This window comes from Streptomyces yerevanensis, from assembly GCF_000716805.1.
Taxonomy (GTDB): domain Bacteria; phylum Actinomycetota; class Actinomycetes; order Streptomycetales; family Streptomycetaceae; genus Streptomyces; species Streptomyces flaveus.
Window position 1 is genome coordinate 98,136 of record NZ_JNWJ01000008.1, and the last position, 22,720, is coordinate 120,855.

The following is a 22,720-nucleotide window of genomic DNA, read 5'->3' on the forward strand; positions in this document are numbered from 1 at the left end:
TGTCTTTCAGTGGCGCAAGCCGGACAGGAGATCCGGGCCGAGGCGCCGGATGGCGTCCACGTTGAGCCGGTAGTACACGACGGCCCCGTGCCGGTGCGTGGACACCAGACCGACTTCGCGGAGCTGCCGCAGATGCCGTGAGATCTGCGGCGACGTCATCCCGAGCCGGGCCGCCAGCTCCGCCGTGGCCGCGGGATGACGCAGGATGTCGCGGCAGATCAGCAGCCGTGTCGGATCCTGCAGCGCGGCGAGCCGCCTGCGCATCTCCTCGACCGGGACAGCCTCCACGGCGGGCACCACGGGATACTGCACGACGACGGCGTAACCGGGGACGTGCTTGACCACCAGATGCGAATCCCCGTGCGCGCTGGGCACGAGCACGCACGGCATGCGCGCGTCCAGCCGCACCGTCGCGTGGTAGAGCTTGTCGAAGACCACCCGCGGCGGGTCGTCCGCCACGGCACCGATCCCGTCGAAGGCCCCGGTGACGCCGCGCAGCCGCAGCTGCCGCAGCCGGGTCTGCACATCGGGATCCACCGCCGCCCGCACCCGCCGCCACTCCTCGTCGAAGGCCGCGGCGGCGAAGGCGGCGAGGAAGTCCAGCAACTCGCCCCGGAACCGGGCCGGATCCTCGATCAGCCGCAGGCCCAGGTCGTAGCGCCCCAACGAAATAAGCCGCAGCCGCGGCAGCACACCCGCCGGGTCCGGCGGCGGTTCCCCCGAGGTGGGGTTCTTGCCGATCAGGGCCTGCACGGTTAGAGCGGTGAAGGCGTCGACCGGCAGGCGCGCGATGCCGTCGAGCTCGGCGCCGAGCGAGCGCTCCGCACCGGCCGTGAGGGGGAGCAGATAGCGCGCCCGGAAGGCGCCCCACAGCGGCGCCCACACCGTCGCGCGGGTGAGCAGGTCCCCGGTGACGCCGCTGTGCACGGCGGACACCCACGACTGGCTCGCCGGGTGGTGTCCCGGCTCGTCCAGGGCGTGCAGCGCGGCGCACAACTCCGCGAGCGGCGAGGGCCGGACGGTGATCCACTCCGGTCTCGCCGCGTCAATGTGCAGGGTCACGGCCATCCCCCAGTGTTACCGCCTTGGCGACAATCTTGTTGTCCGGCCCCCGGCAAGTTCGCAGACTCATCCCTCGAATCCCTGTTGACCTGCGGTTTGGAGGACAAGTGGCCGGTTACGTACGGCCCTCGGAGCGGGGCGGGCCCGCGCATCCGAGTCAGTACTACTCGGGGGGCGCGACCACGATCTTCGCCTCGCGCTTCGATCAGCGCTTCTCGTTCTGTGCCTATGTGCCGAGCGCACATGACCCGGACGGCGCCCCGCTGCCGCTCGCGGTGCTCCAGCACGGTACGGGCCGACGTGGCCCCCAGTACCGCGACAACTTCGCCGAGTGGGGCGAGCGGCACGACTGTCTGGTGCTGTGCCCGCTCTTCCCCGCGGGCATCGGCGACCCTGACGACCTCCACAACTTCAAGTTCCTCGAGTACGGCGACATCCGCTACGACCAGGTCCTGCTGGAGATCGTCGCGGAGGCCGGTGCCCGCTGGAACACGGACACCTCCCGGTTCCTGCTGCACGGCTTCTCCGGAGGCGGGCAGTTCGTCCACCGCTTCGCCTATCTGCACCCGGACCGGCTGAGCGGCCTCTCCATCGGTGCCCCGGGGCGGATCACCCACCTCGACGCCGAGCGGCCCTGGTGGGTCGGGCTCAAGGGTTTCGAGGAGAAGTTCGGCCGGCCGCCGCGGCTCGCGGAGCTGCGGGACGTACCGGTGCAGATGGTCGTCGGCTCCGAGGACACCGAGACCTGGGAGATCAACAACGTCGGCGACTCGAACTGGATGGACGGTGCCGACGCCCATGGCCGGACCCGGCTGGAGCGGCTGAAGGCACTGAGCGCGGACTTCGAGCGGCACGGGATATCGGTGCGCTTCGACGTCGTGCCGGGCGTGGGCCACGAGGCGATGTACGTCCTCGAACCCGTCAAGGATTTCTTCACGTCGATTCTGGAAGATCTGGAAGAAGGCAGCGGCAGATGAAGAGCACGAGCACGTACTACCGCACGGCTGCCGCGCTGGTGACCGTGGGCCTGGTCGGCGGCTGTGCCGTGGGCGCGGCGGACGAGGGCGACGGCGGTGGTGACAAGACCGTCGCCTACCCCACCGAGGGCATCTCCGTGCTCGCCCCCGGCAGCCCCGGCGGCGGCTGGGACACCCGGGCCCGTGGCATGTCGCAGGCCCTCACCAAGTGCGATGTCATCGACCAGAAGGTCACCGTCACGAACAAACCGGGCGCGGGCGGAACCATCGGCCTGGCCGAGTTCATCGAGCACAAGGGCGACATGCACCAGCTCATGGTGATGGACACGGTGACGATGCTCGGCGGCATCGCCGTCAACAAGTCCCCGGTCGACATGAAGTCGCTCACCCCGGTGGCCGGCCTCACCAGCTCGCCCAGTGTCCTCGTGGTCCCGAAGAAGTCCCCGTACGACGACCTGAAGAGCCTGCTCGCGGACCTCGAGAAGAAGCCGAAGTCCATCAAGTGGACCGGCGGTTCGCTCGGCGGCGCCGACCACATCCAGGCGGCGCTGCTCGGCAAGAGCAAGGGCGTTTCGCCGGACAGGATCAACTACGTGCCGACCGGCGGTGGCGGCGAGACCGTCAGCCAGCTGCTGAGTGGGGCCGCGACCGTGGGGATGGCCACGGTGACCGAGCTCCGCGGCCAGATCGAGGCCGGCGAGCTGAAGGTCCTGGCCCTCGCCGAGAAGCCCGAGGGCCAGGAGATCGAGGGCATCGACGCCCCGTCGCTCGCCGAACTGGGCCTGGAGGAGGCCGCCGTCTCCAGCCTCGGCGGCGTGCTGGCCCCGTCCGGGCTCTCCGACGCCGAGCAGCAGGCCGTGGTGGACACGGTGCGGAAGATGCGCGACTCCAACTGCTGGAAGGACGTACTGAAACGCAATGACTGGACGGACGCCTGGACACCGGGCGACGAGTTCGGCGACCTGATCGGTAAGCAGGAAGGCCAGGTCAATGACGTACTCAAGGAACTGGGACTGGTGAAGTGACGGTTCCCCAGACTGCCCGGCCGCGGCAGCGTCAACAGCAACAGCAACAGCAAGAGCCGGACAAACAGCAGCAGTTCGGCTCCCGCGTGATGGCGCTCTTCGTCCTCGCCGTGGGCCTCACGGTGCTGATCGGGGCGTTCCTCATCCCGGAGGGCGGCGGCTACCAAGCTGTGGGCCCGCGGCCCTTCCCGATGCTCATCGGGGCCGCGGGGACCCTGGTCGGCGCGATAGGCGTCGTCCAGGCGTTCCTGGGGCCGCGGCGGCCGGCAGCCCAGGCCGGGTCGGCACAGCCGGAGGCCCCGGGTGCGACGCGGGAGGCGGAGCCCGGCGGCCCGACCCCAGCACGGCGGCGGGCGACGTTCATGCTGCTGGCCGCCCTGATCGCGTACGCGCTGCTCATGCCGACGGCCGGCTACTGGCAGGCGACCACCGTCTTCTACGCGGGCGCCGCCCGCATCCAGGGCAGCCGCAAGCTGGTGCGCGACGTCCTGATCGGACTGGTGATCGGCCTGGCTACCTATTTCGTGTTCGACCGGCTGTTCGGCATCGATCTGCCGCCCGGCTACCTGCGATTGGCCATCTGACAGTCATGGAAGTTCTAGGCAATCTCGGCAACGGTTTCGCCGGCGCCCTCAGCCTGCAGAACCTGCTGCTGGCCCTGGCCGGCGTGACCCTGGGCACGCTGGTCGGCGTGCTGCCCGGCCTCGGACCGGCGACGACGGTGGCACTGCTGCTGCCGCTCACGTTCGTCTTCGACCCGGTCGGCGCGTTCGTGCTGTTCGCGGGCATCTACTACGGCGGCATGTACGGCGGGTCCACGACCGCCATCCTGCTCAACGTCCCCGGCGAGACCGCCTCGGTGCCGACCACCCTCGAAGGCCATCCCATGGCCAGGGCGGGACGCGCGGGCCCGGCCCTGGCCACGGCCGCGATCGGCTCCTTCGTCGCGGGCACCATCTCGACGGTCGTGATCACCTTCCTCGCACCCGGCATGTCCGCCGTGGCGAAGCTGGTCCAGCCGGCCGAGTACTTCGCCATCATCGTGCTGGCGTTCGTGACCGTGACCTCGCTGATCGGTGACTCCCTGATCCGCGGTCTGTCCAGCCTCTTCCTCGGCCTCGCGGTCGGGCTCGTCGGCATCGACGCGCTGACCGGCCAGGCCCGCTACTCCTTCGGCGTGCCGCAGTTGTACGACGGCATCTCCGTGGTGGCCCTGGCGGTCGGCCTCTTCGCCATCGCCGAGGTGCTGTACACGACCTTGACGCCCGACGGATCCGAGCAGGTCGCCTCGCTCCGCGGCCCGGTCGGCATGACGCGCGACGACTGGCGCCGCTCCTGGCGGCCGTGGCTGCGCGGCACCGCCCTCGGCGTGCCCTTCGGCGCGATGCCCGCGGGCGGTGCGGAGATCCCGACGTTCCTCAGCTACAACATCGAGCGCCGGCTGGCCAAGCGCGGACAGGAACGAGGGAAGCGGAAGGACGAGTTCGGCAACGGTGCCATCGAGGGCGTGGCAGGCCCCGAGGCCGCCAACAACGCGGCCTTCTCCGGCGTACTGATGCCGCTCCTCACCCTCGGCATCCCCACCTCCGCCACGGCGGGCGTGCTGCTCATCGCCTTCCAGATCTACAACATCCAGCCCGGACCGCAGCTGTTCGACCAGCAGACCTCCCTGGTGTGGACGCTGATCGCGAGCCTCTACATCGGCAATGTCATGCTGCTCGTGCTCAACCTCCCCATGATCCGGATCTGGGTCAAGCTGCTGCGCATCCCGGCACCCGTGCTCAGCGCGGGCATCCTGTGCTTCGCCCTCCTCGGCGTGTACGCCATCTCGCAGAGCACCTTCGAGGTGATGCTCGCCATCGGCGTCGCCGTCCTCGGCCTCTTCATGCGGCGCACCGGCTACCCCGTCGCGCCACTGATCCTCGGCGCGGTACTGGGGCCGCTGATGGAGGCCCAGTTCCGCCGGGCCCTGGCCTTCAGCGAGGGTGACCCGACGGTCTTCCTCACCCGGCCCGCGTCGGCGGCCATCCTCGCGCTGGCGCTGACCGCGCTGGTGGCACCGGTGCTGCTGCGGCGGCGCACGCGCGTCCGCCTCCCGGAACCGGAGTGACCGGGCCCGGCCCCGGATGACATGCGACCAGGGCTGGGCCCTCGCCCGCGGGGCTGGGACCGGGCTCCTGGCCTCGCCGTTTCGGTTGGTGTGATGAGACGTCGCTGATCGCCGGCTGTCGGATGAGCGAGGCGTTTTCGGTGCTCGGGCATGGTGGAGTCTCGGCGCGGTGGTCGGGTTCTCCAGGTCCTTCGAGTCGTGGCGGTCAGGTGGTATTGCCGGTCAGCCGACCGGGCGGGGCAGCGCGGCCAGCCGATGGAAGGCCGTGACCAGCTCGTTTCTCCAGGGCCAGGTCGTCGAGATCCGCAAGAGCAGGCGACCGCCGCCACGGGTGAGGCGTGCGTCGACGTGCAGCAGCCGGTAGCGGAGCTTCTTCGGCTCGGCCGCCGCGAGTCGTATTTCCGCCTCAACAGCCGCCGTACCCGAGCGAAACGGCGAGGCCAGGCGCTCCGCGCAACCGCCGGAGGCAACCCCATCTCGAGTGGAGCGATGAGTTTCCGGCCGAGGACCAGTCGATACAGGTGACAGCGTTCACCCACCAGGAGGTGCTCATGACCACCGACGGATTCACCACATGTCTCTGGTTCGACGGCCAGGCGGAAGAGGCTGCGGACTTCTACGTCTCGGTCTTCAAGAACTCCAAGCTCGGCCGGGTCCTCCGCTACACAAAGGCCGGACCCGGCCCCGCCGGCACCGTCGTGACCGTCGAGTTCGTGGCGAACGGACAGAAGTTCGTCGCCCTGAACGGCGGCCCGGAGTTCAAGTTCAACGAGGCCGTCTCCTTCGAGATCCGCTGCGACGACCAGGACGAGGTGGACTTCTACTGGAACAAGCTCACCGAGGGCGGCGGCCAGGAGGGCCCCTGCGGCTGGCTGAAGGACAGGTTCGGCGTCTCCTGGCAGGTCGTCCCGAGCAGGCTCCTCGAGCTGATCGGCGACCCTGACGAGGAGACGGCGGCCAGGGCGATGGACGCGATGATGAAGATGTCGAAGCTGGACGTCGCCGCGCTGGAGAAGGCTGCCGCGGGCGAGTGAGCCGGCGCGGCGCACGGCAGCCGGCCGACCGCACACCACCGTGGGGGGAGCCGGCCACTGTGCGCCGCCGCAAAGGGCAACTCACCACTCGTAGGCGGACTTCGAGGCCTCGTACTGTCCCTGGCGGCGTCCCGCGGAGCCAGGCTGCCCCTCGGAACTTTCGAAGCCCTCGAAGGGCGAACTGGACCGGGGCGCGGACGGTTCGGCGTCGCTCCCGGCCGTGGCGCGCCGGCGCTGAGCGGCGGGCCGGCCCTCATCGCCGTCACCCGTGACCAGGAGAGGGTCGAACATCACGATCGCTCCGGCCAGCACCAGGAAGATGACCGGTCCCATGAGCATGGGGAGCAGGAGCGACATGGGCGAGTCGCCGGTCCGTGCGCCGCCGGTCGTGTCGTGGAGGTGCACGCTGATCGCGGCCATGCCCGTGTAGTGCATGCCGCTCACGGCCACACCCATGACCAGGCTGGCGCCCAGGCTGGTCATGAAGCCCCGGATCGAAACGGCCGCCCACAGCGCGGCGGTCGCGGCGACGACGGCGATCACGATGGAGAGCGCGACGGGGCCCGGGGCGTAGCGGATGCTCCCGTCCATCTGGATCGCCGCCATGCCCAGATAGTGCATGGCGGCGACGCCGAGACCGGTGACGATCCCCGCGATGGACAGCGTGCCGCCGGAGGCGCCGCCGTATCCCACGATGAAGACGCCGATGCCGACCACGACGATCGCCACGACGAGACTGAGCACGGTCAGGCCGACGTCGTAGCTGAGACGGGTCTCCTCGACCTGGAAACCGATCATCGCGATGAAGTGCATCGTCCAGATGCCGCATCCGATCGACACCGCACCGAGCGCCAGCCAACCGGGCTTCCACGCCTGCTTGTTGTTGAACAGGGTCCGGACGATGCAGCGCAGCCCTAACGCCCCGCCCAGGCAGGCCATCAGGTAGGCGGCCACCGGAGTGACAACGCCGTAGCTGAATCCGTCCACTGTGCCTTGCATATGCCATTTCCCCCCGAGGCCTGGCTACTTGGAAGGGGAAGGTTCGCGTCCGAAGAGGCGGCGTAGCAAGCCCTTACCGTCGGTACTCGGTCGGGTCGGCGCGGCCTGACGCAAATGCTGCCCCCAGTTGGCGCAAACCGACCGGTTCGAATGCGGGCCCGTCCCGGGCGTGCCCGCCCCCCGGAGCCCGTAACAGCTGGGTTTCCCCAGGTTAAGTTCCACGCTCCGAGGGTTGGCGGGGGTCCGTGCCCGCGTTATCGTTCACGCCATTCACTCAATCGTTCCGTCGAACGAATAGCGAGAGGGGTGGTCGGTGCGCATGTCCGACACCCATCACCCGGGACGGCGGTCGGTCCTCGCCGCGGGAGCGGCGAGCGCCGCGTCGCTCGGCGCGTCCTGGCTGCTCAGCGGCTGTACCGGCGCGTCAGCCGCACCCGCACTGCCCACGGATGAGAAACAGGGTGCCCCTGACCGCGGCGGCACCTTACGGATCGCCCGGCCGCCCGCCTCCGACGCGGAGACCCTCGACCCGGCGAGCGCCCTGTCCGCGTACGAATACCTCGGCGCCCTCTACAACCGGCTGGTCCGCATCGGCGCGGACGGCACCGTCGCCCCCGACCTCGCCGAGTCCTGGGAGCCGGACGCCAGAGCCCGCACCTGGACCTTCCGCCTCCGCAAGGGCGTCACCTTCCACGACGGGCGCAGGCTCACCTCCGCCGACGCCGCGTACACCCTGCGCCACATCCTCGACGAGAAGACGGCGTCCCCGCAGGCGGCAGTCCTCGCCCCGCTCGTCGACCTCGACAGACTGCGAACTCCCGACGCCCACACGCTCGTTGTGCCGCTCAAGACCCCGAACGCGGAGTTCCCGAGCCTCCTCACGCACTACAACTGCTATGTCATCCCCGACGGCAGCGCCGGTGGCATCGGCCGCACCGGTATCGGCACCGGCCCCTTCAAGCTGGAGTCGTTCACTCCCGCGGGACCCGGCCGGATCACCGCGTACGAGGACCACTGGGCGGGCCGCCCGGTCCTGGACGCCATCTCGTTCTACTCGGTCGCCGATATGTCGGCCCGCTCGAATGCCCTGCTGGCCGGGCAGGTCGACCTGCTGTCCCAGACCAACCTCGACTTCGCCACCGCCCGGGTCATCGCCGCCTCCGACCGCGCGACGATCGCCCGGGTCGAGAACGGCCAGTGGTACGTGCTGCCGATGCTCACCACGGAGAAGCCCTTCACCGACGTACGCGTCCGGCAGGCCATGAAGCTCGCCTACGACCCAGAGCACGTGGTGAAGGTCGCCCTGCAGGGCGCGGGCACGGCCGGCTGGGACAACCCGGTGCCGCCGAGCGACCCGGCCCACATCACCACGCATCCCGAGCACGACCCCGAGCAGGCGCGGTACTTGCTGAGGCAGGCCGGACACGAGGGCCTGACGGTCGACCTCTACACGTCCTCGTACGACCCCGTCTTCACGCCCATGGCCCTCGCCTACCAGGACTCGGCCCGGCGGGCCGGGATCCGGATCCGGGTCAAGACGGCCGCGGCGGACTCCTACTACACGCAGATCTGGATGAAGAAGCCGCTCATGGCGACGTACTGGTTCACGGGCAGACCCGTCGACCAGCTCCTCACCCAGGTCTTCCGCAGCGGCTCCTCCTACAACGAGACCGCCTGGTCCGACAAGGACTTCGACGCGTTGCTCGACCGGGCCCGCCAGGAGACGGACGACCGGCGGCGGCGCGAACTGTACGGCGAGGCGCAGACCTTCGTGATGGAGAAGGGCGGGGCGATGACCCCGATGTTCGCCGACCGGCTCGTCGGCCTCTCGCGGAAGGTGCGCGGATACACCGAGTACGGCTTCGAGTTCGACTATCTCGGCATCGGCCTGAAGGGAGCCTGAGCATGCTCTCGTTCATCGCCCGCCGCGTACTCGCCGCCGTCGGCACGCTCTTCCTCTCCTCGGTCCTGGTCTTCCTCGCCGTCCAGGCACTGCCCGGCGATGTCGCCACCCAGGTCCTCGGCCGGGATGCCACGCCGGACGCGGTGGCCGCGCTGCGCGAGCAGCTGAAGCTGGACCGGCCCGCCTGGGAGCGGTACGTCGACTGGACGGCCGGCGCCCTGCACGGCGACTTCGGTGTCTCGCTCGTCTCCGGCAAGGCGGTCGGCGGCGAAGTGGGCGTGTATCTCGGCAACTCCGCGCTGATCGCTTTGATCACGGTCCTGTTCGCCGTCACCGGCTCTCTGCTGCTCGGCATCCTCGCCGGCCTGTACCGCGACCGCTGGCCGGACCATCTGATCTCCACGGTCAGCCTGGTCGGGATGAGCGTGCCGGAGTTCGTCGTCGCGACCGTGCTGGTGCTGTGCTTCTCCGTCGCGCTGCCGGTGTTCCCGGCCGTCGTGCTGTACGGACCCGAGGCGAGCGTCGGTCAACTCCTGCCCGCCGTATGGCTTCCCGCCCTCGCCCTCGCGATCGTCATGGCCGCGTACATCGTCCGGATGGCCCGCACGTCCGTCATCGACGTGATGGCGAGCGAGTACGTCACCACGGCCCGGCTCAAGGGCCTGTCGACGTGGCGGGTCGTCACCCGGCACGCGCTCCCCGGCGCCCTGCTGCCCACCCTGCACGTCATCGCCCTGAACGTCGCCTGGCTCGCGGGCGGCGTCGCGGTCGTCGAGAACGTCTTCAACTATCCCGGTATCGGCAAGCTGATGCTGTCCTCCGTGCAGAACCGGGACCTGCCCGTCATCCAGGCCATCGCCCTGATCAGCGCGATCGTGTACGTCGCCTGCAACCTCGCCGCCGACCTCGGCGCCATGGCCCTCAACCCCAGGCTCCGTACGCGCGGGAGGACTTGATGACCACCCTGGAAACCCCTGCGCCCGCGCCCGCCGCGCCGCTTGCCAAGCCCTCCACCGCGGCCCGCGCCTGGCGCACGCTCCGGTCCTCGCGGGCGGCCACGATCGGCCTCGCGATCGTCGCCGTCCACGTCCTGATCGCCCTGCTCGCACCGGTTCTCACCTCGTACGACCCCATCGTGAACAACGCCGACCAGGCACTGCTCGGGCCCAGTTGGGAGCATCTTGCCGGGACCGACCAGTACGGCCGCGACGTACTGACGCGGGTCCTGTACGGCGGTCGGTACGCGCTCGGTGTCTCCGTGACCGCGACGCTGCTGACCGTCGCGCTCGGCACGGTGGCCGGGTGTGCGGCGGCGCTGCGCGGCGGCTGGTTCGACGACGTGCTGGGGCGGGTGCTCGACGCGGTCCTCTCCGTGCCGCCCGTTCTGGTGCTGCTGGTCGTCGTCACGGCGCTGGGCACGGGGCCGTCGGTGATCGTCCTCGCGATCGCCGTCGTATACGTCCCTCAGGTCGTACGTGTCGTGCGGGGCGCGGCGTTGGCGATCGTGCCCGCCGACTATGTGACCGCCGCCCGAGCACGCGGCGAGGGCACCTGGGCGATCCTGTGGCGCGAGGTCCTGCCGAACATCATCGACGTGGTGTGCGTGGAGTTCGCGATGCGGGCCTCATGGGTGGTGCTGCTGATCTCCTCGCTCTCCTTCCTCGGCTTCGGCGCCGATCCGCCGACTCCCGACTGGGGACTGATGGTTGCCGAGAACCGCACCGCCATCACCGTCGTACCGATGGCGAGCCTCGCACCCATCATCGCCCTGGCGACGCTCGTGGTCGGGCTCAACCTCGCGGCCGACGCCCTGTCCAAGGCGTGGGGCGTCGACCGGATCAGGGAGGGGCTCTGATGGCCGCCAAAGCTGCTGCCACCACCGCCGCCGCCACCGCCATCGTGTCCGTGGACTCCCTGTCCGTCGCCTACCGCTCGGGCGGACGTGACGTGTCCGTCGTCCATGAGGTGTCGCTCGACGTACGAGCGGGCCGGACGCTGGCGCTGGTCGGCGAGTCGGGCAGCGGGAAGTCGACGGTCGCGGCGACGCTGCTCGGACATCTGCGGCACGGCTCGCGGGTGACGGGTGGTTCGGTCCGGGTCGACGGCGCCGATGTATTCGCCCTGACCGTACGGGAGTTGAGGCGGCTGCGAGGTGGGACGGTCGCGATGGTCGGGCAGAACGCCGGGCAGGCGCTGACGCCGTCCATGCGGATCGGACGGCAGATCGCGGAGGTCGGCGGGGACATACCCGTCGTGGACCTGCTGGAACAGGTCCGGCTGCCTCGCCCCGCCGAACTCGCCCGCCGCTACCCGCACGAGCTGTCCGGCGGTCAGCAGCAGCGCGTCGCCATCGCCATGGCCGTCGCGGCCCGGCCGAAGGTCCTCGTCCTCGACGAGCCGACGACCGGGCTCGATGTCGTCACCCAGCGCGGTGTACTCGACCTGATCGGGGCCCTGCGCGACGAACTCGGCCTCGCCGCCGTGCTGGTGAGCCATGACCTCGGCGTCGTCGCGCACATGGCCGACGAAGTGACCGTGCTGCGGTCCGGGCGGATCGTGGAGGCCGCGCCCACCGGCCGGCTGTTCGCGGCGCCCCAAGACCCGTACACCAGACGGCTGTTGGCGAGCGTGCCGCGGCTGGATGACGCCGGGCTCGCGCTCGTGGGTGAGGCGGGGGAACGGGAGGTGCGGCCCAGGGCCGTCGTTTCCGACGCTTCTCCTGTCGCCGTCTCCGCGCGGGACCTCACCGTCGACTATGGATCGTCCCGTGCCGTGGACGGAGTGTCCTTCGAGGTCCGGCGCGGTGAGGTCCTCGCCCTCGTAGGGGAGTCGGGCAGCGGAAAGTCCACGCTTGCCTGGGCGCTCGCCGGCCTGCGCGCTCCGTCCGGCGGCGCGATGACCCACGAGTCGGGTGACCTCGCCGGGCCCGCCCGCAAACGGCCGTTGTCGTTGCGGCGCCGGGTGCAGCTCGTCTTCCAGAACGCCGACACGTCGCTGAACCCGCGCCGTTCGGTCGGTGACGCGGTGCGACGGCCGCTGCGGTTCTTCGGTACGGCGGGCTCGCGCGCGGAGGCCGCCGCACGCGCCCGGCAGCTGATCTCCGACGTACGCCTCGATCCCGCGTTCGTCGACCGGCTGCCCGCGCAGCTCTCCGGCGGGCAGCGGCAGCGGATCGGGATCGCGCGGGCGCTGGCCGGGGAGCCGGATGTGCTGATCGCGGACGAGATCACTACGGCGCTGGACGTGTCGGTACAGGCCGACGTCCTGCGGCTGCTCGACGATCTGCGGCGGGAGCGGGAGTTGGCCTGCCTGTTCATCAGCCACGATCTCGCCGTCGTACGGGGGATCGCCGACCGGGTGGTCGTGCTGCGCAACGGCGTCGTGGTCGAGGAGGGCCCGACGGACGCGGTCTTCGCCGCTCCTGGGCACCCCTACACCCGGCAGCTGATGGCGGCGGCCCTCGAACCCGATCCCGACGCGCGGCCTCTCGTGGCGGACGCCCCCGAGTGGACGGATGCCGCCGAGCCGGGCGACGTCTGGACGGAACTCGGCGACGGCCACCGCGTGCGCCGCTGGAGCCCTCTCGCGCGGGAAGGAGTCGCGTGAGGTACCGCGAGCACTTCGACCGCCGGGTCCTGCGCGAGGACGTCTGGATACCCACCCGGGACGGCAGGACACGCCTGCACGCCCGGATCTGGCGACCGGCCGACGCCGTGGACGACCCCGTCCCCGCCCTGCTCGAATACCTCCCGTACCGCAAGACGGACTGGACCGCCCCTCGGGACGCCCAACGGCACCCCTGGTACGCGGGCCACGGCTACGCCTCTGTCCGCGTCGACATCCGAGGCCACGGCGACAGCGAGGGAACGCCCGGCGACGAGTACGACGCGCAGGAACTCGCGGACGGGGTGGACGTCGTCAACTGGCTTGCCGAGCAGCCCTGGTGCACCGGCAAGGTGGGCATGTTCGGGATCTCGTGGGGCGGCTTCAACGCGCTGCAGATCGCCGCCCTCGCCCCCGAACCGCTGAAGGCGATCGTGACGGTCTGCTCGACGGACGACCGTTACGACAACGACGTGCACTACATCGGCGGCGCCGTCCTCGGCATCGACATGCTCGCCTGGGCGGGCACGATGCTCGCGTTCGCCGCCCGCCCGCCGGACCCGAACAGTGTCGGCCCAGACCGCTGGCTGCCCATGTGGCGCGAACGCCTCGACGCTCTCGAACCCTTCCTGCACACCTGGCTGGAACACCAGCAGCGCGACGACTACTGGCGGCACGGCAGCGTCTGCGAGGACTACGGCGCCATCGACGCGGCCGTGCTCGCCGTGGGCGGCTGGAACGATCCGTACCGCGACACCGTGCTGAGGCTCGTGGAGCACCTGCCGGACGACCGCGTACGAGGGATCGTCGGGCCCTGGTCGCACCAGTACCCGGACCGCGGGCTCCCGCCCGGCCCCGCGATCGGCTTCCTCCAGGAGACCCTGCGCTGGTGGGACCATCACCTCAAGGGCGAGTCTGCATCCGATAGCGCCTCCGGCGCGGGCGGCATCATGCGCGAGCCGAAGCTCCGCGCCTGGATCAACGACTCGGTTCCGCCCGCCACTTCGTACGAGGTCATGCCGGGGCGCTGGGTGGGCGAGTCCAACTGGCCTTCGCCGTCCGTCACTTGGGACGAACGTCCGCTGGGGGACAGCCACGCCCCCGTCCGAGTCCGCACTCCCCAGCACACCGGCATCGACGCAGGCCGCTTCTTCCCGTTCGGCAACGCGAGCGACCTCCCGCCGGACCAGCGGGAGGAGGACGGCCGCTCGGTCTGCTTCGACTCGGAACCCCTCAACGACCGCGTGGAGATCCTGGGCCGCCCGCGCGTGAGGCTCCGCCTCGACAGCGCGACCCCGCGCGCCCATGTGATCGCCCGCGTGTGCGACGTCGCGCCCGACGGCTCCTCCACGCTCGTCACGCGCGGTGTGCTCAACCTGCTCAGCAGGCGGGGGCGCGAGAGGGCCGTGGAGTGGACGCCGAGCACGTACGAGACGGTGGAGTTCGAGCTCGGCGGCACCGGGTACGCCTTCCCGCCTGGTCATCGCATCCGGGTCGCCGTCTCCGACACGTACTGGCCCTGGGTGTGGCCGCACGGCGAGCGCGGCGCCGGCCTGACCGTGGTGCCCGCCGACAGTGCCGTACTCCTTCCCGTACGGGATCCCGCGCACGACGAAGGCAAGGAGCCGATCCGCTTCGAGGAGCCGGAGCAGGCCCCACCGCTGCCGGTGACGTACGAGCGGCCCGCCGAAGCGCGGCCGGAGCGGCTGGTCACGCACGATGTCGCCGAGGGGGAGTGGACGCTGGAGGTCGACCCCAACTACGGAGGGTCCCGGACCTTTCCGGACGGGCTGCGCTACGAGGAGCGCGCATGCGAGACGTACCGGATCCGCACCGATGATCCGCTCTCGGCGCGGGCGGTCTCCGAGTGGGGCATCCGGCTGCGACGCGACGGCGACTGGGACGCTGAGATCATGGCGCGCACGGAGCTGCGGGCCACGGCCGCGGAGTTAATCATGGACAGTCGCATCGAAGCACGGGCGGACGGAGAGACAGTGGCCAAGCGGACATGGCATCGCGTCATCCCGAGGACGTCGGCGTGAAGGCCGCCAGGACGCCCCGCCGTGCCGTCGCCGCCGCCGACCGCATCCGGCAGCCCACCGAGGTGCGCCGCCGGCTCATCGTGGAGGCGGCCGTGCCGCTGATCGCGGAACGCGGGTACCAGTCGGTGGGCGTACGCGATGTCGCCGCCGCGGCCGGGGTGTCGGTCGGCACGGTCACGTATCACTTCGGCAGTGTGCAGGAGATCCTCTCCGAGGCGATGGTGCTGCACATCGAGCGGTACTACGCGGCACTGCACGAGGCCGCCGAGCAGGCGGCCGGCGGCCGTGAGGCGCTGCGGCTGCTGATCGACGCGCTGTTCACCGAGGACACCGAACGGCACTGGCGGATGTGGTTCGACTACTGGAGCGCGGGCGACCGCGACCAGGACCCCGAGCGAGCCTTCGCCCGCGGCCAGGCCAAGCGGTACGAGGACTGGCACAGCCAGATCCGTGCCCTGGTCGAACGGGGCGTCGCCGAGGGCGAGTTCGTCTGCGCGGACCCGGCCGGCTTCACGGTGCGGTTCGCGGCGCTCTCCGACGGACTGGCCCTCCAGTGGCTGCGCCAGGCGCCTCCGCTGAGCACACAGGACGCCCGTCGGCATCTTTACCGTCTGGTAGAGACGGAGTTGGGGACGGGGCGTCAGGGTCCTTCTGCGTAAAGGGTTGCGCAAAGTCTTGACCGTGACTCGATCACGACCCTACGGTGCCGCCGACGCTACGAACCGTGTTCGAAATGCCGTACAGCCGGGTCGAGTTGAGAGAGCTCGACTCCCGGAGCCGAAAGTCCGAGCCGCCCATGTCCGAAACGCGCCACACACAACGTCGCCGCCGCCGACGGATGCCCCCGCCCGCGCTCGTCGGCCGCACGGCGTTCCCCGCCACCTGAACACCGGTAACACCTGACCACCGGTCGAGCCGTGCCAACCGGTACGAGCGCGGCCACGCCGTCGAACCGGTTCGACGGCCCTCCTGAAAGGACGTCACCCATGCCATCCGCCGACAGAGCCGCGCGGCGCAGAGCCCCGGCCGCCGTGGCGCTGGCCCTCGGCGCGGGCCTGCTGGCCGCGCCGGCCGGCCCCGCGCAAGCGGCCGAGCCGCCCAAGCCGACCGCCCACTACACCTTCGACCAGGACGACCTCGCCTCCGGCAAGATCACCGACAGCTCCGGCAACGGACTGACGGCGGACCTGGTGAACGGCTCCACCGCCCAGTCCGTCGAGGGCACGGGCGGCGGCAAGGCGCTCGCCCTGCCCGGCGGGCCGGACACGTCCGACGGGGCGTACGTCCGCCTGCCTCGCGAAATCATCGGCGAAGCAACCGACTTGACGGTCTCCGCTCGGGTGAAGTGGAGCGGCGACAAGTCGTCCTGGCAGCGGATCTTCGATCTGGGCACCAACACCACCAAGTACTTCTTCGCCACCCCGTACAACGGCAACGGGGTACTGCAGACCTCCGTGACCACCGGCGGAGGGGGCGCGGAGAACCAGGTCAAGGGTTACGCGCCACTCCCGGCGAACGAGTGGAAAACCGTCACCGTCACCCTCGACACCTCCGCAGGGCGACTCACCACGTATCTCGACGGTGTGGCGGTCTCCTCCATCGAGACCAGCATCAAGGCCAAGGACGTGCTGGAGAGTTCGGCCACGGCCGCCGGTTACATCGGCAAGTCCCTCTGGCCGGATCCGCTGCTCAAGGGCGCGGTCGACGACTTCGCCGTGTGGCACGCGGCGCTCAGCGCCGAGCAGGTGGCCGGCACCGTCCCGGCCCTGCCCACCCTCCAGGAGCTCTCGAAGACGTCCTTCGAGGCCCGTACGACGAACGGGACCGCCCCGACCCTCCCCGCCGCCGTCCGCTCCACCTACTCCGACGGCTACGACCGCGACACCCCGATCACCTGGGACGACATACCGGCCGACAAGTACGCCCAGCCCGGGACGTTCACCGTGGCCGGAAAGGCGGCCGGGCGCGAGGTGAAGGCGACCGTCACCGTGGTCCGCGAGGGCCAGCTGACCGTCGATCTCGGCTCGGACACCGGTAAGTTCCACGGCGGCGCCTCCGGCACCCTCTACGGCGTGTACGGGCCGGACGTCCCTACCAACAACCTCATCGAGGGCATGGGCCTGCGCACGGTCTCCACCAAGGCGCAGGACGGCCCGCAGCATCCCGGTGCCGACGCGCTGGAGGTGGTCAAGCCGCTGGCCGACTCCACCGACGGTGATGTGTACATCTACATGACGGACATCCACCGTGGCTTCCCGTACCAGTGGCCGGGCGACACCCCGGAGGAGAAGGTCAAGCTCTACCGGGAGAAGGTCGAAAAGCAGGTCGACCAGGTCCTGAAACTGCCGAAGGAGTACCAGGACAACATCGTCTTCGTGCCGTTCAACGAGCCCGAGGGCAACATGTTCGGTACGGGCGAGTGGAGTTACAACAAGACCAGCTGGCTCAACGACCCCGACGACTTCTTCGCCACCTGGGACGACTTCTACAAGCTCATCAAGGGCAAGCTGCCCGACGCCCGAATCGCCGGCCCCAACACCAGCGTCCTGTATGACCAGGTGAAGGGCTTCCTGACCCACACCCTGGAGGCCGGCACCCTCCCCGAGGTCATCACCTGGCACGAGCTGAGCCACCCGGAGGCGGTGCGCGAAAGCACCGCCAAGTACCGCGAGTGGGAGAAGGACCTCTTCAAGGGCACCGACCGCGAAGGCACCCAACTCCCCATCAACATCAACGAGTACGCCTTCAACTACCACACCTCGGTACCCGGCCAGATGATCCAGTGGGTGTCCGCGATCGAGGAGTCCAAGGTGGACGCCGACATCGCGTACTGGAACATCGACGGCAACCTCTCCGACTCCGCGGTGCAGTCCAACCGCGGCAACGGCCAGTGGTGGCTGCTGAACTCGTACGCCTCGATGAGCGGGCACACCGTGAAGGTGACCCCGCCGTTCCCCGGCGAGAACTACACCATGCAGGGCGTCGCCACGCTGGACGAGAAGAAGAAGCAGTCCCGGCTGGTCTTCGGCGGTTCTGTCGGCAAGGGGCACATCACCTTCGACAACGTCCCGAAGAAGGTCTTCGGTGACCGGGTGCACGCCTGGGTGAAGGAGATCGACTGGAGCGGTCAGGTCGGCGACAACACCGGCCCGAAGCTGCTCTCCGAGCAGAACCTGAAGGTCGGTGCCGACGGCAAGGTCGTCGTCGACTTCGGCGACGGAGACCTGCCGACGCTCAAGGAGTCCTCGGCGTACGAGATCGTCCTCAGCCCGGCCGGCAAGGCGAAAGGCACCCAGTCCCCGCCCACGCGGTGGAAGGACTCGTACGAGGCGGAGGATGCAGCCCACACCGGGTCCGGCTACACGAAGAACGGCCCGGAGGGCTCGCCGCGCGACGTGTCGAAGTTCTACACCTCCGGCGGCTACGACGTGGGCGGCCTGCGCACCGGCTCGGACGTCACGCTCGACTTCACCGTGGACGTGCCCGAGGACGGCACGTACGACCTGAGCGTCTTCGCCAACTCCCTCAACACCTTCGACAAGGTGAAGGAACAGGGCCCGACCAACGTCTTCCTGCGCGTGGACGGCAAGGCGGACAGCGAGCAGGAGCTGCATCTGCCGCTCGGCTACAAGTGGGTGGTGTGGGACCACACCGACACCAAGGTCAAGCTGACCAAGGGCAAGCACACCATCACGCTCGCCGCGAAGAGCGCCGACGGCAAGGGCGCCACCAAGGGCGACGCCATCGTCGACCGCCTCACCCTCTCGCTCCCCGAGGCTTCGGCCGACACCCAGGTGTACGAGGGCGAGCTGGCCTGGCTGGGCGGCGGCGCGCAGCCCGTCTACACACTGCCGAAGCCGGCCGCCACCGGCTCGGGCGCGGTCCGGCTCCCGAAGAACGGGACCGCCACGTTCTGGGTCTACTCATCCGCCGACCGCGAGGCCACCCTCAAGGTCGACACCCTCGCCGGCTCCGGTGCCCGACTGTCCGTCAACGGGCACGACGTCCTGCGCCTGGGCAAGGGCACCAGTAGTGCGGCGGTCTCCCTGACGGGCGGCGTCAACAAGGTGACGGTGACCGGAGGTTCGTCCACCACCCTCGTCGACCGTCTCCGGGTCACGCCCACCGAGGGCGCGCTCCCGGCGCGTACGTACGAGGCGGGCGACGCCGAGCTCGCCGGTTCGGCCAAGCTCGCAGAGCTCTCCCTGGCCACCGACGGCACGGCGATCACCGACATCGGCGGTGACCCCGGCAACGGCAACACCGCGACGTTCACAGTCAAGGCCGACCGCACAGGCCTGCACGCGCTACGGGTCCGCTACTCCAACCCGGAGCAGTCCGAGGCCACCCACTACAACCCGGACCCGCTCGCCCGCCACGCCGACATCAGCATCAACGGCGGCAAGGTGCAGCGAGTGGGCTTCCCGCACAGCTTCCACCAGAACAACTTCTGGGAGCTGACCATCCCCGTCCAGCTGAAGAAGGGGCAGAACACGATCGCCTTCCGTTCCGAGGAGCTGCCGAACTTCGACGGCACCTCGTACGCCTCGGACACCTTCCCCGGCGTACTGCTCCGCTCCCGCTACGCGCCGCTGATCGACCGGATCACCGTCGCCCCGTACGCGAGGGAGACCCGATGACGCCATGACCACCGGCGGCGCGGCGATGAGGGCGCCGCGCCGCCGGTACCCACGCGGGTGCCCGGGTCCGTCGAGAGGTCAGCGGACCCGGGCACCCGCCGTTCACGGCTCTCTCAGTTCGTCGCGGCGGTCAGCGCCTTGGTGATCGCCCGGGTCATGCGCAGGATGCCGGGGGAGGGGACCGGGCAGGGCCTGGACTTCGCGGTGGTGGGGGCCAGGCAGAAGTGCAGGTAGTCGTCGTCGCGGTGCAGGGCGGTGCGGTTGTTGTCCGGCTGGGTGCAGTACGCGGGGTGGTCGCGTTCGTATGCCGTGCACGGCAGGTGCTGGGACCAGGTGTAGCGGGCGCCGGCCGGGCCGACCTCCTTGCCGGCGTCCGCGACCAGACCACCGGACGCTTCGGCCTGCTGGTCGTAGATCTCGTTGACGCGGCGGACCCGGTCGGGGGTGATCGGGTCCGGGCCCTGGAGCACCCACACGACCTTCGGCTGCTTCTCGCCGCCCGCTTTCGCGATCTGGTCGGTCAGTTTGCGGGCGTCGGAGGTGTAGCGCGCGAAGTACGTGGCCGGATCCTTGCCGTGGGTGATCCCGTCCATGCACCACGTGTAGTCCCAGGCGTTGGCCCAGAACTGCAGCACCACGAAGTCGGGCTGCAGCGAACGCACCAGGGCGGCCGCCTTGTCGCTGTCGGGGACGAGCGACTTCTCGCCGGTGCCCTCCAGGTAGTCGCAGAGCGTCGTCCCCGAGTACGGGGCGCTGGTGTAGCGCGCCTTCAACTCGTCCTGGAGGAGCTCGCCGAGCACCTTCTGGTTCTCCATCGCGAGCGAGTCACCGAGGTACAGCACGGTGGGGCGCTTCGCGGGAGCCGCAGCCGCGGCCGAGGCGGGAGGCCGCTGCTGCTGTGTGGTCGAGGACGGCGAGGGGCCCGGCGCCTTCGCCGCCGCCGTGCCGGAAACCGGCCGCTCGGGCGGCGCGGCCTCGGGCCCGGAGGAGGGGTCTCCACAGGCTCCGAGCAGCAGCAGACCCACCAGCATCCCGCCGACCCACGCCTTGCGCATACAGCAACTCCCGCCCCACCCACCGAAAACGGCCCCCAGACAAGCACAGCGGGGCGCGCGGGGGAAGTGCCCTGGCTGCCAAGGCCGGGCGGTCACTGGGGAGCGGGCGGGCGAGCCCGGGTCTCAGATCTGATTCCGGGCCAGGTGCCGGGCGGTGAGGGCCAGTTGGAGGCGCAGGCGGCCCTGTGGGGTGCGTACCGGCCAGCCCAGCAGGGACTCCGCGTGGGCGAGGCGGTCCTGGAGTGTGGAGTGGTGGAGGTTCAGCTCGGTGGCCGCTGTGCGCAGGCTCGGGGAGGTGATGACGGCGTACAGCGTGGGCAGGAGCCACGGGGCCGCCGCGGCGGCGTGGTCGAGGGCGCGTACGTCGGGCGGGGGCTCGATGCCCGGGGCGACCACGGCTGACAGCAGGGCGAGCGTGCCGAGTTCGTCGGCGTGGACGACGCGCGGGCCCGGATCCTGGTCGCTGCCCCCGGCCGTGAAGCGCAGGGCCGTGCGGGCGGCGGACCAGGAGCGGGGCAGTTCCAGGACGGGGACCGCCGGGCCCACACCCACCCGGCCCTCGTGCGGCAGCTCAGGGCCTGGGACCGGCTGGACGAGGGCCCGCTCGCCGGAGGCAAGGCTCAGGGAGAGCTGCTTCTGAGAGCCGCCGCGCAGTGCGATCGTGCGGGCCTGACCGTCCGGGTCGAGGCCGAGCCCGCGCGCCGCGTGCAGCCGGGCGGCCTCCGCGGCCGTCGGGTCGAGCACCGTCTCCAGCAGGGCCGGATCGTCGGTCGGGCCGTGCACAGGGGCCCGCCCCCGGGTGCGGTCCAGGACATGCCGGGCGGCGCTCGCGGTCCGCTCCAGGACCATGGCGTCGACCACCGTCCGCGGTCCCGTGCGCTCCAGCCACACCGCGGGCGCCCCGCCCGGGATCAGCGGCGCCGAAGGCCACTCGGGACGCACGGGCCCCGGCTCGTCGCGCCGCCGCCCGTCGGCCTCGACCCGGAGCCGTACCCGCCTGGCCTCGTCGACAAGTCGCGCGGGGCAGCCGGACAGCACCGCCGCACCCCGCACCAGGGCCTCGAGCCCGGCGCGCCCCTCGACCAGCCGGTCGAAGTAGGCGATGACCTGGACGGCGGCTCCGGCGTCCGGGTCGAGCGCGGCCAGGCGGCCTGCCAGCTCTTCCATCTGCTCATTCTCGGTCAGGAATCACCATTTGGTGCCATGGGTCAGAGGTCACCCTGTACGCCCATGAGTGATGCGTCACTCACCGAGCAGTCGGTGCAGCCACCGCACCCGGGCCGCCCGGGCGTCCTGGGACAGCGCGGCCTGCGGGGCGAGTCCGTCGAAGCCGTGGAACGCGCCCGGCCACACGTGCAGCTCGGCCTGGCCGCCCGCCTGCCAGATCCGGGACGCGTAGGCGACGTCCTCGTCGCGGAAGGTCTCGGCCGAGCCCACGTCGATGAAGGCCGGCGGCAGCCCGGACAGGTCCTCGGCGCGGGCCGGAGCCGCGTACGGGGAGACGTCCGCCGTGCCGCGGGCCTCACCGAGCAGCGCGGTCCAGCCGGTGTCGTTCGCCGTACGGTCCCAGATGCCGAGGCCGGCCATCTGGTGGGCGGAGGGGGTGTCGTTGCGGTCGTCGAGCATCGGGTACAGCAGCATCTGGCCGATCGCACGCGGCCCGTTCCGGTCGCGGGCCAGCAGTGCCAGCGCCGCGGCGAGCCCGCCGCCCGCGCTGCCGCCCGCCAGGATGATCCGGTCCGGGTCTGCGCCGATGTCCTTGGCGTTCTCCGCCGTCCACAGCAGGCCCGCGTAGCAGTCCTCCACCGGGGCCGGGTGCGGATGCTCCGGAGCGAGCCGGTACTCCACCGACACCACGACCAGGCCCAGCTCCTCGGCCCACTCCATCGTCAGGTCCATGCCCATCCGGCTGTTGCCCAGCACCATGCCGCCGCCGTGTGTGTGATAGACGACCGGCCGCGGACCGGGCAGGGAGGTGGGGCGGCAGATGATCAAGGAGATGTCCGGTGCGCCCTCGGGCCCGGGCACCGAACGCTCCTCGACCTCGAAGGCGCCGTCGCGGCTCAGCGCCTCGTTCGTCGGCAGTTCGAAGGGGCCGTCGTCGCCAAGCCCCCGCGCCATCGGGATCCACTCCGGCAGGAGGGTGGTGGGCGCCTGATCGCCCATGACGGCGAGCGCCGCGGCCAGCTCGGGGTCGAAGGGCGGGGGAGTGGTGGTCATCGGGTCCTCCTCGATACGGCGTCGTTGCCTGACGCCGATCATCACCGTCC

The 22,720-nt window shown here is 70.6% G+C and carries 17 protein-coding genes and 1 pseudogene; 12 read left to right on the forward strand and 6 right to left on the reverse strand.

Annotated features, from left to right (window positions below):
• Window positions 1-6: 6 nt before the first annotated feature.
• Window positions 7-1,068: an ArsR/SmtB family transcription factor gene (locus tag OP79_RS10420; protein ID WP_033319777.1), complete on the reverse strand. Its 1,062-nt coding sequence runs from the start codon at window positions 1,066-1,068 to the stop codon at window positions 7-9.
• Between the two features lie 101 nt (window positions 1,069-1,169).
• On the opposite strand from OP79_RS10420, the gene OP79_RS10425 reads away from it, so the two are divergent.
• The 4 genes from OP79_RS10425 to OP79_RS10440 are packed head-to-tail and all read left to right on the forward strand — an operon-like array spanning window position 1,170 to window position 5,174.
• A complete protein-coding gene (locus tag OP79_RS10425) occupies window positions 1,170-2,039 on the forward strand; it encodes a hydrolase (RefSeq protein WP_051744553.1) in 870 nt (289 codons plus the stop codon).
• Window positions 2,036-3,064, forward strand: a complete 1,029-nt coding sequence (locus tag OP79_RS10430) for a Bug family tripartite tricarboxylate transporter substrate binding protein (protein WP_051744554.1) — start codon at window positions 2,036-2,038, stop codon at window positions 3,062-3,064. Before OP79_RS10425 ends, OP79_RS10430 begins: the two co-directional genes overlap by 4 nt.
• A complete protein-coding gene (locus OP79_RS10435; RefSeq protein WP_051744555.1) occupies window positions 3,061-3,648 on the forward strand; it encodes a tripartite tricarboxylate transporter TctB family protein in 588 nt (195 codons plus the stop codon). The genes OP79_RS10430 and OP79_RS10435 overlap by 4 nt, the downstream gene beginning before the upstream one ends.
• A 5-nt stretch (window positions 3,649-3,653) precedes the next feature.
• Window positions 3,654-5,174 carry a tripartite tricarboxylate transporter permease gene (locus tag OP79_RS10440; RefSeq protein ID WP_033319778.1) on the forward strand — a complete coding sequence of 507 codons (1,521 nt, stop codon included), beginning with the start codon at window positions 3,654-3,656 and terminating at the stop codon, window positions 5,172-5,174.
• A 222-nt stretch (window positions 5,175-5,396) separates the two neighbouring features.
• On the opposite strand, the pseudogene OP79_RS58480 reads toward OP79_RS10440, so the two are convergent.
• Window positions 5,397-5,567 (reverse strand): annotated as a pseudogene (locus tag OP79_RS58480) (IS1380 family transposase); the annotation flags it as partial.
• A gap of 158 nt (window positions 5,568-5,725) precedes the next feature.
• Here OP79_RS58480 and OP79_RS10445 point away from each other — a divergent pair.
• The gene (locus OP79_RS10445) at window positions 5,726-6,208 is read left to right on the forward strand and encodes a VOC family protein (RefSeq protein WP_033319880.1); all 483 of its coding nucleotides are present in this window, start codon (window positions 5,726-5,728) and stop codon (window positions 6,206-6,208) included.
• An 81-nt stretch (window positions 6,209-6,289) separates the two neighbouring features.
• Here OP79_RS10445 and OP79_RS10450 read toward each other — a convergent pair whose 3' ends face one another.
• On the reverse strand, window positions 6,290-7,207 hold the full coding sequence (locus tag OP79_RS10450) for an MHYT domain-containing protein (protein WP_078491705.1): 918 nt from the start codon (window positions 7,205-7,207) through the stop codon (window positions 6,290-6,292).
• 319 nt (window positions 7,208-7,526) lie between these two features.
• On the opposite strand from OP79_RS10450, the gene OP79_RS10455 reads away from it, so the two are divergent.
• The 7 genes from OP79_RS10455 (at window position 7,527) to OP79_RS10485 (ending at window position 19,395) form a co-directional block, all read left to right on the forward strand.
• Complete coding sequence (locus tag OP79_RS10455) at window positions 7,527-9,110, forward strand: ABC transporter substrate-binding protein (RefSeq protein ID WP_033319779.1); 1,584 nt, start codon at window positions 7,527-7,529, stop codon at window positions 9,108-9,110.
• A 2-nt stretch (window positions 9,111-9,112) separates the two neighbouring features.
• Window positions 9,113-10,066, forward strand: a complete 954-nt coding sequence (locus OP79_RS10460) for an ABC transporter permease (protein WP_033319780.1) — start codon at window positions 9,113-9,115, stop codon at window positions 10,064-10,066.
• The gene (locus OP79_RS10465) at window positions 10,066-10,965 is read left to right on the forward strand and encodes an ABC transporter permease (RefSeq protein ID WP_033319781.1); all 900 of its coding nucleotides are present in this window, start codon (window positions 10,066-10,068) and stop codon (window positions 10,963-10,965) included. Before OP79_RS10460 ends, OP79_RS10465 begins: the two co-directional genes overlap by 1 nt.
• Window positions 10,965-12,716, forward strand: a complete 1,752-nt coding sequence (locus tag OP79_RS10470; protein ID WP_051744556.1) for a dipeptide ABC transporter ATP-binding protein — start codon at window positions 10,965-10,967, stop codon at window positions 12,714-12,716. Before OP79_RS10465 ends, OP79_RS10470 begins: the two co-directional genes overlap by 1 nt.
• Entirely contained in the window at window positions 12,713-14,755 is a 2,043-nt protein-coding gene (locus OP79_RS10475; RefSeq protein WP_033319782.1) for a CocE/NonD family hydrolase, read from the forward strand. Before OP79_RS10470 ends, OP79_RS10475 begins: the two co-directional genes overlap by 4 nt.
• On the forward strand, window positions 14,722-15,414 hold the full coding sequence (locus OP79_RS10480) for a TetR/AcrR family transcriptional regulator (protein ID WP_051744557.1): 693 nt from the start codon (window positions 14,722-14,724) through the stop codon (window positions 15,412-15,414). Before OP79_RS10475 ends, OP79_RS10480 begins: the two co-directional genes overlap by 34 nt.
• Before the next feature lie 327 nt (window positions 15,415-15,741).
• Window positions 15,742-19,395: a LamG-like jellyroll fold domain-containing protein gene (locus OP79_RS10485; RefSeq protein WP_051744558.1), complete on the forward strand. Its 3,654-nt coding sequence runs from the start codon at window positions 15,742-15,744 to the stop codon at window positions 19,393-19,395.
• 113 nt (window positions 19,396-19,508) lie between these two features.
• On the opposite strand, the gene OP79_RS10490 is transcribed toward OP79_RS10485, so the two are convergent.
• From OP79_RS10490 to OP79_RS10500, 3 genes are all read right to left on the reverse strand, one after another.
• Window positions 19,509-20,450: an SGNH/GDSL hydrolase family protein gene (locus tag OP79_RS10490; protein ID WP_033319783.1), complete on the reverse strand. Its 942-nt coding sequence runs from the start codon at window positions 20,448-20,450 to the stop codon at window positions 19,509-19,511.
• A 123-nt stretch (window positions 20,451-20,573) separates the two neighbouring features.
• On the reverse strand, window positions 20,574-21,617 hold the full coding sequence (locus OP79_RS10495) for a helix-turn-helix domain-containing protein (RefSeq protein WP_033319784.1): 1,044 nt from the start codon (window positions 21,615-21,617) through the stop codon (window positions 20,574-20,576).
• A gap of 75 nt (window positions 21,618-21,692) precedes the next feature.
• The gene (locus OP79_RS10500; RefSeq protein ID WP_033319885.1) at window positions 21,693-22,670 is read right to left on the reverse strand and encodes an alpha/beta hydrolase; all 978 of its coding nucleotides are present in this window, start codon (window positions 22,668-22,670) and stop codon (window positions 21,693-21,695) included.
• Window positions 22,671-22,720: the final 50 nt, after the last annotated feature.

Excerpts from the sequence above, each read along its gene's own strand:
- OP79_RS10420 (WP_033319777.1), bottom strand. The coding sequence starts at position 1,068 with ATGGCCGTGACCCTGCACATTGACGCGGCGAGACCGGAGTGGATCACC.
- OP79_RS10430 (WP_051744554.1), top strand. The coding sequence starts at position 2,036 with ATGAAGAGCACGAGCACGTACTACCGCACGGCTGCCGCGCTGGTGACC.
- OP79_RS10440 (WP_033319778.1), top strand. The coding sequence starts at position 3,654 with ATGGAAGTTCTAGGCAATCTCGGCAACGGTTTCGCCGGCGCCCTCAGC.
- OP79_RS10445 (WP_033319880.1), top strand. The coding sequence starts at position 5,726 with ATGACCACCGACGGATTCACCACATGTCTCTGGTTCGACGGCCAGGCG.
- OP79_RS10450 (WP_078491705.1), bottom strand. The coding sequence starts at position 7,207 with ATGCAAGGCACAGTGGACGGATTCAGCTACGGCGTTGTCACTCCGGTG.
- OP79_RS10455 (WP_033319779.1), top strand. The coding sequence starts at position 7,527 with ATGTCCGACACCCATCACCCGGGACGGCGGTCGGTCCTCGCCGCGGGA.
- OP79_RS10460 (WP_033319780.1), top strand. The coding sequence starts at position 9,113 with ATGCTCTCGTTCATCGCCCGCCGCGTACTCGCCGCCGTCGGCACGCTC.
- OP79_RS10465 (WP_033319781.1), top strand. The coding sequence starts at position 10,066 with ATGACCACCCTGGAAACCCCTGCGCCCGCGCCCGCCGCGCCGCTTGCC.
- OP79_RS10470 (WP_051744556.1), top strand. The coding sequence starts at position 10,965 with ATGGCCGCCAAAGCTGCTGCCACCACCGCCGCCGCCACCGCCATCGTG.
- OP79_RS10480 (WP_051744557.1), top strand. The coding sequence starts at position 14,722 with ATGGCATCGCGTCATCCCGAGGACGTCGGCGTGAAGGCCGCCAGGACG.
- OP79_RS10485 (WP_051744558.1), top strand. The coding sequence starts at position 15,742 with ATGCCATCCGCCGACAGAGCCGCGCGGCGCAGAGCCCCGGCCGCCGTG.
- OP79_RS10490 (WP_033319783.1), bottom strand. The coding sequence starts at position 20,450 with ATGCGCAAGGCGTGGGTCGGCGGGATGCTGGTGGGTCTGCTGCTGCTC.
- OP79_RS10495 (WP_033319784.1), bottom strand. The coding sequence starts at position 21,617 with ATGGAAGAGCTGGCAGGCCGCCTGGCCGCGCTCGACCCGGACGCCGGA.
- OP79_RS10500 (WP_033319885.1), bottom strand. The coding sequence starts at position 22,670 with ATGACCACCACTCCCCCGCCCTTCGACCCCGAGCTGGCCGCGGCGCTC.